General features: G+C 57.4%; 7 protein-coding genes, 1 pseudogene and 1 other annotated feature. Of the genes and pseudogenes, 3 read left to right on the forward strand and 5 right to left on the reverse strand.

From position 1 onward, the window contains the following. From trpCF to Q7O77_RS11715, 4 genes are all read right to left on the reverse strand, one after another. Nucleotides 1-1265: bifunctional indole-3-glycerol-phosphate synthase TrpC/phosphoribosylanthranilate isomerase TrpF (gene trpCF, locus Q7O77_RS11705; protein WP_304167334.1), on the reverse strand; the 1265-nt coding region annotated here is incomplete at its 3' end. Between the two features lie 3 nt (nt 1266-1268). Beyond that, nucleotides 1269-2270, reverse strand: a complete 1002-nt coding sequence (trpD, locus tag Q7O77_RS16990; RefSeq protein WP_369696220.1) for an anthranilate phosphoribosyltransferase — start codon at nt 2268-2270, stop codon at nt 1269-1271. A gap of 18 nt (nt 2271-2288) precedes the next feature. Continuing rightward, nucleotides 2289-2867 (reverse strand): gamma-glutamyl-gamma-aminobutyrate hydrolase family protein, encoded by a 579-nt coding sequence (locus tag Q7O77_RS16995; protein WP_369696221.1) that lies wholly within the window; start codon nt 2865-2867, stop codon nt 2289-2291. Beyond that, entirely contained in the window at nt 2867-4429 is a 1563-nt protein-coding gene (locus Q7O77_RS11715) for an anthranilate synthase component 1 (protein ID WP_304167337.1), read from the reverse strand. Before Q7O77_RS11715 ends, Q7O77_RS16995 begins: the two co-directional genes overlap by 1 nt. Nucleotides 4430-4450: 21 nt before the next feature. After that, nucleotides 4451-4550: a sequence feature (Trp leader region), on the reverse strand. 231 nt (nt 4551-4781) lie between these two features. Here Q7O77_RS11715 and Q7O77_RS11720 point away from each other — a divergent pair. The 3 genes and pseudogenes from Q7O77_RS11720 to rluB all read left to right on the forward strand — a co-directional run bounded on the left by Q7O77_RS11720 (nt 4782) and on the right by rluB (nt 7391). Further along, the gene (locus tag Q7O77_RS11720; RefSeq protein ID WP_304167339.1) at nt 4782-5666 is read left to right on the forward strand and encodes a PHP domain-containing protein; all 885 of its coding nucleotides are present in this window, start codon (nt 4782-4784) and stop codon (nt 5664-5666) included. A gap of 78 nt (nt 5667-5744) precedes the next feature. Then, nucleotides 5745-6365 carry an L-threonylcarbamoyladenylate synthase gene (locus tag Q7O77_RS11725; protein ID WP_304167341.1) on the forward strand — a complete coding sequence of 207 codons (621 nt, stop codon included), beginning with the start codon at nt 5745-5747 and terminating at the stop codon, nt 6363-6365. 143 nt (nt 6366-6508) lie between these two features. Continuing rightward, nucleotides 6509-7391: pseudogene (gene rluB / locus Q7O77_RS11730) on the forward strand (23S rRNA pseudouridine(2605) synthase RluB). Nucleotides 7392-7481: 90 nt separating this feature from the next. Here rluB and Q7O77_RS11735 read toward each other — a convergent pair. Beyond that, nucleotides 7482-8022 (reverse strand): YciK family oxidoreductase (locus Q7O77_RS11735; protein ID WP_304167344.1); only part of this gene is annotated, 541 nt, incomplete at its 5' end.

Below are 8022 nucleotides of genomic sequence, written 5' to 3' on the forward strand. Positions count from 1 at the left end.
CAGCCGAATGTAACGGCACGGTCGGCGTTATCCGGGGAGATCCCCCCCGCCAGCATCACGTTGTCCAGCTTAGCGCCTTCCAGCACCTGCCAGTTGAAGGTCTGACCGCTGCCGCCTTGCGCGTTATCCAACACCATGCGATCGACATGGGGGCGTTCAAGATTAGGCAGGGCGTCGCCGACGCTGACCGCCTGCCAGATTTGACAGTCGTCAGGCAGTTGCTGACGCAGTGCCGCAATGTAAGCCGTATCTTCGTCGCCATGCAGCTGTACTGCCGTCAGCCGAAGCTCATGGGCGGCGGTGGCGATGTCGCTTAACGGCGCATTACGGAACACGCCAACATAGCGCAGCGGCGCGCCGGCCATCACATCAGAGGCTTGCTGCACCGTGACATAACGCGGGGATGACTCGACGAAAATTAACCCGCCGTATACGGCTCCCGCCTCAAACGCGGCTTTGGCATCTTCCGCGCGGGTTAATCCGCAGACTTTGTTATCGCCCAGAATGACACGGCGAACGGCCATAGTCAGGTCGGATTCCGACATCAGTGAACTGCCGATGAGGAAGCCGTCGGCATAGCGGCTTAGCGCCTGGATCTGCGCATAGCGGCTGATGCCGGATTCGCTGATAACCGTCACGTCCGGCGGCAGTTGCGGCGCAAGCGTGCGTGTGCGGTTGAGATCGATAGACAGATCGCGCAGATCGCGGTTATTGATGCCGACAACCTGAGCCTTCAGCGCAATCGCCCGTTCCAGTTCCTGCGGGTTGCTCACTTCGGTGAGAACGCCCATTTTCAGACTGTGCGCCACTTCGGCCAGCTGCTGGTATTGGCTATCGTCTAACACGGAAAGCATCAGGAGAATCGCATCGGCCTGATAGTAGCGGGCCAGATAGATCTGATAGGGGTCGATAATAAAGTCTTTGCACAGCACGGGCTGATGAACGGCGGCGCTAACGCGAGTCAGAAACTCGACGTTGCCCTGAAAATATTTTTCATCCGTCAGCACAGAAATCGCCGAGGCGTAGTCTTCGTATACCTGCGCTATCGCCGCCGGATCGAAATCTTCACGGATCAGTCCTTTCGAGGGCGAGGCTTTTTTGCACTCCAGAATAAATGCAGGTCGAGTCTGTTTCAGCGCCTGATAAAAACTGCGTTGGCTCGGTACAATCTGTGACTGAAAATCCGCCAGCGGCTGCTGTTGACGACGTTCTTCGAGCCAGACGGCTTTGTCCCGTACGATTTTAGTTAAAACGGTATCCTGCATGGTTTACTGTCCTCTCGCTGCCAGGTCTTTCACACGCTGATAAACCTGACCACTGTGAATAACTTCCAATGCCTGCTGCGCATTCTGCGCCAGGTTTTCCTGTCCGAACAGTTTTAACAGCAGCGCGACGTTGGCCGCAACGGCAGTGTTGTGAGCCGGTTCCCCGTTCCCTTGCAGCAGGCGCGCCAGCATTTGTCGGTTTTCTTCAGGCGATCCGCCAACCAGCGCCGACATCGGATAGCTTTCCAGCCCGAAATCCCGGTGGGTCAGTTCATAGGTTTCAATACTGCCGTCACGCAGTTCCGCCACCTGTGTCGGTCCGTGAATGGCGACTTCATCCATTCCGCAGCCATGAACGACGGCCGCGCGCTGATAACCGAGCAGTTTCAGCGTTTCCGCCATGGGTTTCACCAGGTCGGGACTGTAAACGCCGATCAGCGCCAACGGCGGACGTGCCGGGTTGCTCAAGGGGCCGAGCACGTTAAACAGCGTATGGGTCTTCAACTGTTGGCGAACGGGCGCGGCATGGCGAAATCCCGTGTGATACTGAGGCGCAAACAGGAAGCAGACGCCCAATTCGTCCAATGCCTGACGAGACGCTTCCGCGGACATATCCAGTTTAATGCCGAAGGCGGCCAGCAGGTCCGAAGAACCGGAGCGGCTGGTGACGCTGCGGCTACCGTGCTTGGCCACTTTCACGCCGCAGCTCGCCGCTACGAAAGCGCTCGTCGTAGAGATGTTGATGCTGTTGGTGCCATCGCCTCCCGTACCGACGATATCGGCGAACAGATAATCCGGGCGCGGAAATGGCTGTGCATCTTGCAACAGTGCGCTGGCCGCGCCGGCGATTTCATCCGGCGTTTCGCCGCGAATTTTTATGCTGATCAACGCGGCAGCCAGCTGTGAGGGCTCCAGTTCATTACGGATGATCGCCGCGAATAACTGCTGGCTCTCCTCACGGCTCAACGTTTCTGCAGAATATAGCTTTTGAAGTAAGGTTTGCATGTCGTGTCCTTGCTTAATTTATGCCAGAGCCCATTCCAGCGTTTGATTTAGTAAGCGGGCGCCATGGGCGGTAAGAATAGATTCCGGATGAAACTGGAAGCCGCAGACGCGATCCTGGTCGTGGCGAACGGCCATCACCATGTCGTTGAAGTGTGCGTTAACGGTCAACGCTGCGGGAATATCACTGCCCACCAGAGAATGATAGCGGGCGACCGGCAACGGATTGCTTAATCCGCTGAACATGGCCTGCCCATCGTGTTCGATGCTAGATGCTTTGCCATGCAGGATCTCACCGGCCTGACCCACATGGCCGCCGTAGGCCTCGACGATCGCCTGGTGTCCCAGACAGATGCCGATGATCGGTAAATGTCCCCGCAGTCGCTGTAATAGCTCCGGCATGCAGCCAGCGTCGGCCGGAGCGCCGGGGCCCGGAGACAGCATCAGCACCGGCTGTTCCATCTGCTTCAGACGTTCAATAATCGCGTCGGCCGACATGATGTTGCGGTAAACCACGACGTGGTGGCCGCTGGCGCGCAGTTGGTCGACCAGATTGTAAGTAAACGAGTCGATGTTATCGAGTAACAGAATATCAGCCATCAGAACACCTCCTTGGCATGATGGGCGCTGGCGATGGCGCGCAAAACGGCACGAGCCTTATTGCGGGTTTCGTCGGCTTCGGCCTGCGGGTCGGAGTCCAGCACGACGCCAGCGCCCGCCTGTATGGTGGCGATGCCGTCTTCGACATAGGCGGAGCGGATCACGATACAGGTATCCAGATCACCGCGGGCGGTGAAATAACCGACGGCGCCGCCGTAGCTACCACGGCGCGTTTTTTCGCTTTCGGCAATCAATTGCATGGCGCGGACTTTAGGTGCGCCGCTCAGCGTGCCCATATTCATGCAGGCGCGGTAGGCGTGCAAGACATCAAGATCGGCGCGTAGCTGACCGACCACGCGGGACACCAGATGCATCACGAAAGAGTAGCGGTCGACTTTGGTCAGGTCGGCGACATAGCGACTGCCAGGTTCGCAGATCCGCGCCAAATCGTTGCGCGCCAAATCGACCAGCATCAGGTGTTCCGCCAACTCTTTATGATCGGTGCGCATTTCCAGCTCGATGCGGCTGTCCAGATCGCGATCCAGTGAGCCATCCGCCCGACGGCCGCGTGGTCGGGTTCCGGCGATAGGATAGATTTCAATCTGGCGGTTAGCGGCATCATATTTGAGCGAGCTTTCCGGGGACGCTCCGAACAGCGTGAAGTCCTGATCCTGCATATAGAACATGTATGGGCTAGGGTTGTTTTCCTTCAGCGTCTGATACGCCGCCAGCGGGGAAGGGCAAGGCAGCGAAAAACGGCGAGACGGCACCACCTGAAAAATTTCGCCCAGGCGGATGGCCTGCTGCATCTGTCTGACGACGTCGCCGAAATCTTCGTCGCTCTGATTACAGCTCAACGTCATGCTTTCTACGTGTTGACGAGGCAGTGAAGGCGCAGGCTGAGTCATCTGGTGCTGCAGCTGTTCAAGACGCTGCTGCAGGCGCTGACGCTCATCGGCATTCGGTGTAAACAGGCTCGCCTGCAGATGCGTCATCTGGCACTGATGATCCACAATCAGCAGGGTTTCGGCGAGGTAGAAACAGTAGTCCGGGCAGCGTTGCTGCTGATTGAGTGGAGGCAGCGTTTCGAACCCAGCGACCAGGTCATAGGCGAACAGGCCGCCGAAGAACATGGCTTCGCGTTCATTGTCCGGGCAAATCACCAGCGTAAGCAACTGCCGCAAAGCATCGAAGGCGGACAACGAGCGCAGACGCGCATCTTCGTCCTGCATGGCATCGATGGCCGGAAAGGTCAGCTCGCGACTATTCGGACGTGCTTCAACCCGGACTTCCGGCGGCAGCGCGCTGTCCAGCAACGGGAGTAGCGATGCGCCGTTGGCTGTCAGCGCCTGAACGGAAACCTGCGTCCCCATCGCCGTGATGCGCAAGGCGCTGTCTACGATCAGCAGACTCTGCAAATTCTGCTTGCTGTCGACCTCTGCGGACTCCAGCAGCAGCGTAGCGGGTCTGGCGCCGCACAACTGATGAAATATCGCGCTCGGGTCGTCTCGGTACTCGGCCTCGGCGCGTAATAATTCAATTTCTGGTTTGGTGTTTGGCATGATGGTCACTCTTTTTTATCCATGAAAAAGCCCGCATTGAGCGGGCTTAAGGATGTTGCATATCAGATAATGGGTATGCGCGATCGTTTCGCCCTCAGAGGGAGAAGCGCCACCAACCTGCACTGTATTTTTTCGATTGCATCGCCATTAGTCTGTCTCTTAATCCGTTACTGAACTTGCGTACTAGTTAACTGGAACGCTCAGGGTAAGTCAACCCAAAAACAAAAAATTAATTATGCGGATGGATGGGGAGCGGGGCGCATCAGGATGATTATCTTTCTTACCTTTTTATGGCTATTGATGGCATCATGCCGTCTGAACTTATCTTTGTCCGACGAGATGGATGCACTGCGTGTCAGAAGAAACCTCCCTCCTTGCTTCATTCCCACTGTACGATCTGCACAGTCACACCAAGGCCTCCGACGGCGGACTTACACCCGCAGAACTCGTGCGCCGTGCGGTGACGATGCGCGTTGGCGTGCTGGCTATCACCGACCATGACACCACCGCTGGCCTGAACGAAGCGCGAGAGACGATTCGACTTGAGGCGTTGCCGCTGCGACTGGTGGCAGGCGTTGAAGTGTCCACGCTGTGGGAAAATCATGAAATTCATATCGTCGGATTGGGGATCGACCCGCACCATCCGGCGATGGTGGCGTTGCTCGCCGAACAGGCGGACTACCGTCAGCAACGCGCTGAGCAAATTGCCGCCCGGCTGGAAAAGGCGCAGGTCGCCGGCGCGTTGGAAGGCGCCACCCGACTGGCGGCCGGCGGGGTCATTACTCGCGGGCACTTTGCCCGTTATCTGGTCGAGCAGGGTAAGGCCACGGCGATTAATCAGGTGTTCAAGCGCTATCTGGCGAAGGGCAAAACCGGCTACGTTCCGCCGCAGTGGTGTACAATAAAACAGGCCGTAGATGTGATTCATCAGTCCGGCGGTGCGGCGGTCATGGCTCATCCCGGCCGTTACCAGCTCAGCGCCAAGTGGTTGAAACGACTGCTGGCGCATTTTGCCGAATGTCAGGGCGATGCGATGGAAGTGGCGCAGTGTCAGCAGGCGCCCGATGAACGGACGCAACTGGCGCGTTATGCGCAGGACTATCATTTACTGGGATCTCAGGGATCGGACTTTCACTATCCCTGCGCCTGGATAGAGCTCGGGCGAAAACTGTGGTTGCCCGGTGGAGTGGAACCGGTTTGGGAACATCCGGCACTGAAAGACGGGCTGACGGCGTGAGGGTCAGCCGCACGTGAAAACGCTGGGCGCGGAGCGTCGCTGTCGCGGATTTCACGTTTTGAAGAAATGAGGTGGTACATGAGTCAATTTTTCTATATTCATCCCCAAAATCCGCAGGCGCGGTTGATCGCTCAGACGGTCGACGTCTTGCGTAAGGGCGGAGTGATTGTTTATCCGACCGACTCCGGCTATGCGTTGGGCTGTCAGTTGGAAGACAAATCGGCGTTGGAGCGCATTTGCCGCATTCGTCATCTGGACAGTAATCACCATTTTACGTTGATGTGCCGCGACCTGTCTGAACTGTCCACCTATGCTCACGTGGACAATGCCGCGTTTCGACTCATCAAGAACAACACGCCGGGTAATTACACGTTTATTTTGAAGGGCACGAAAGAAGTTCCGCGCCGCCTGATGAATGAGAAGCGCAAAACCCTGGGCCTGCGCGTTCCGGCAAACCCGATTGCGCTGGAGCTGCTGGCGGCAATGAACGAGCCGCTGATGTCCACGACGCTGATGTTACCGGGCAACGATTTCGCCGAATCCGATCCGGAAGAGATTCAGGATCACCTTGGTAAACAGGTCGACCTGATCATTCATGGCGGCTTTATCGGGCAGCAGCCCACCACGGTCATCGATCTCACCGGCGATGCGCCGGAGGTGATCCGCGAAGGCACCGGCGACATTACCCCGTTTCTTTGACGCGTCTCACCCCGGCAACATTCAGCATACAAATGGCGCGAATGCAGTTATAATCGCGCCGCAAAATTTCATGCGTGGACGTTTTGAACGTCGGCGCATCTCTCCCCCCGACGCCTGTGAAGGCGACACTCAGAGGTTGCTCAATGAGCGAAAAGCTACAAAAAGTACTGGCGCGTGCAGGACATGGTTCACGCCGGGAAATCGAAACAATGATTCAGGCAGGGCGCATCAGCGTCGACGGTAAAATCGCCACGTTGGGCGATCGCGTCGATGTCACCAAAGCGACCAAAGTCCGTATCGACGGTCACGTGGTGACGGTACGTGACACCGAAGAGACCGTATGCCGGGTCCTGATGTATTACAAACCGGAAGGGGGAACTGTGTACGCGCAGCGATCCCGACGGTCGTCCGACGGTGTTTGATCGTCTTCCTAAAATGCAGGGCGCGCGCTGGGTGGCGGTCGGTCGACTGGACGTCAACACTTCCGGTCTGCTGCTGTTCACCACCGACGGTGAATTAGCGAACCGTTTGATGCATCCGAGCCGCGAAGTCGAACGTGAATATGCCGTTCGTGTCTTCGGCACGGTAGACGACGATAAAATCAAACAGCTGAGTAAAGGCGTACAGCTGGATGACGGCCCCGCGTCGTTCCGCACCATCCGCTATCAGGGCGGAGAAGGCATGAACCAGTGGTACAACGTGACGCTGACCGAAGGGCGTAACCGCGAAGTGCGTCGTCTGTGGGAAGCCGTGGGCGTTCAGGTTAGCCGCCTGATCCGCGTACGTTACGGCGATATCCAACTGCCGAAGAGCCTGCCGCGTGGCGGCTGGTCTGAAATGAAGTTGGAAGACGTCAACTACCTGCGCGAATTGGTTCAGCTGCCGCCTGAAACCGTCAGTAAACTGCCGGTTGAACGTGAACGCCGTCGGATGAAGGCCCATCAGATCCGCCGTGCAGTGAAACGACACAGCCAGGTAAGTGCGGCGCCAAGCCGTCGTAACCCGCCTTCCAAGCGTAACGGCTGATAGAAAACGGGATACCGCATTCGATACGGTATCCCGTTTTATTTTCTTTAGATCGCCTTTCTTTCTCACCGCTGATTCAATCTATCCGCGTTATTCCGCCGCGCCGGGTTTCCTTCTCGGTTGGGCATCAAAACTCATTCCTGTCTTGCGTCGACTGTCATCGCCCATCAGATATAAGTAGAGCGGCATGATGTCCGCTGGCGTTTTCAGCTTTTCCGGATCTTCGTCAGGAAAGGCCGTTGCCCGCATCGATGTTCGCGTTCCGCCTGGATTAATGCAATTCACCCGCAGATTACGGTGGCGATACTCTTCGGCCAGCACCTGCATCATGCCCTCGGTAGCAAACTTAGAGACGGCGTAGGCGCCCCAGCCCGCGCGCCCTTCGCGTCCTACGCTGGAGCTGGTAAATACCAGCGAAGGGCTGGACGACTTGAGGAGCAGGGGAAGTAGCGCCTGCGTCAGCATAAAGGTGGCATTGACGTTGACCTGCATCACCTGTTGCCAAATATCGACGGACTGTTCCGTCATGGGGGCAATCTGCCCCAGCAACCCGGCGTTGTGCAGGACGCCGTCCAGACGCGGCATCGCCTGACTCAGCGCGTCCGCTATCTGGTGGCACTGATCCGGCGTA

The sequence above is a fragment of the Lonsdalea britannica genome, from assembly GCF_946477055.1.
Lineage (GTDB): Bacteria > Pseudomonadota > Gammaproteobacteria > Enterobacterales > Enterobacteriaceae > Lonsdalea > Lonsdalea britannica_A.

Bases quoted from the DNA above. Each gene is read 5' to 3' on its own strand.
- trpD (WP_369696220.1), bottom strand. From the start codon at position 2,270: ATGCAAACCTTACTTCAAAAGCTATATTCTGCAGAAACGTTGAGCCGT.
- Q7O77_RS16995 (WP_369696221.1), bottom strand. From the start codon at position 2,867: ATGGCTGATATTCTGTTACTCGATAACATCGACTCGTTTACTTACAAT.
- Q7O77_RS11715 (WP_304167337.1), bottom strand. From the start codon at position 4,429: ATGCCAAACACCAAACCAGAAATTGAATTATTACGCGCCGAGGCCGAG.
- Q7O77_RS11725 (WP_304167341.1), top strand. From the start codon at position 5,745: ATGAGTCAATTTTTCTATATTCATCCCCAAAATCCGCAGGCGCGGTTG.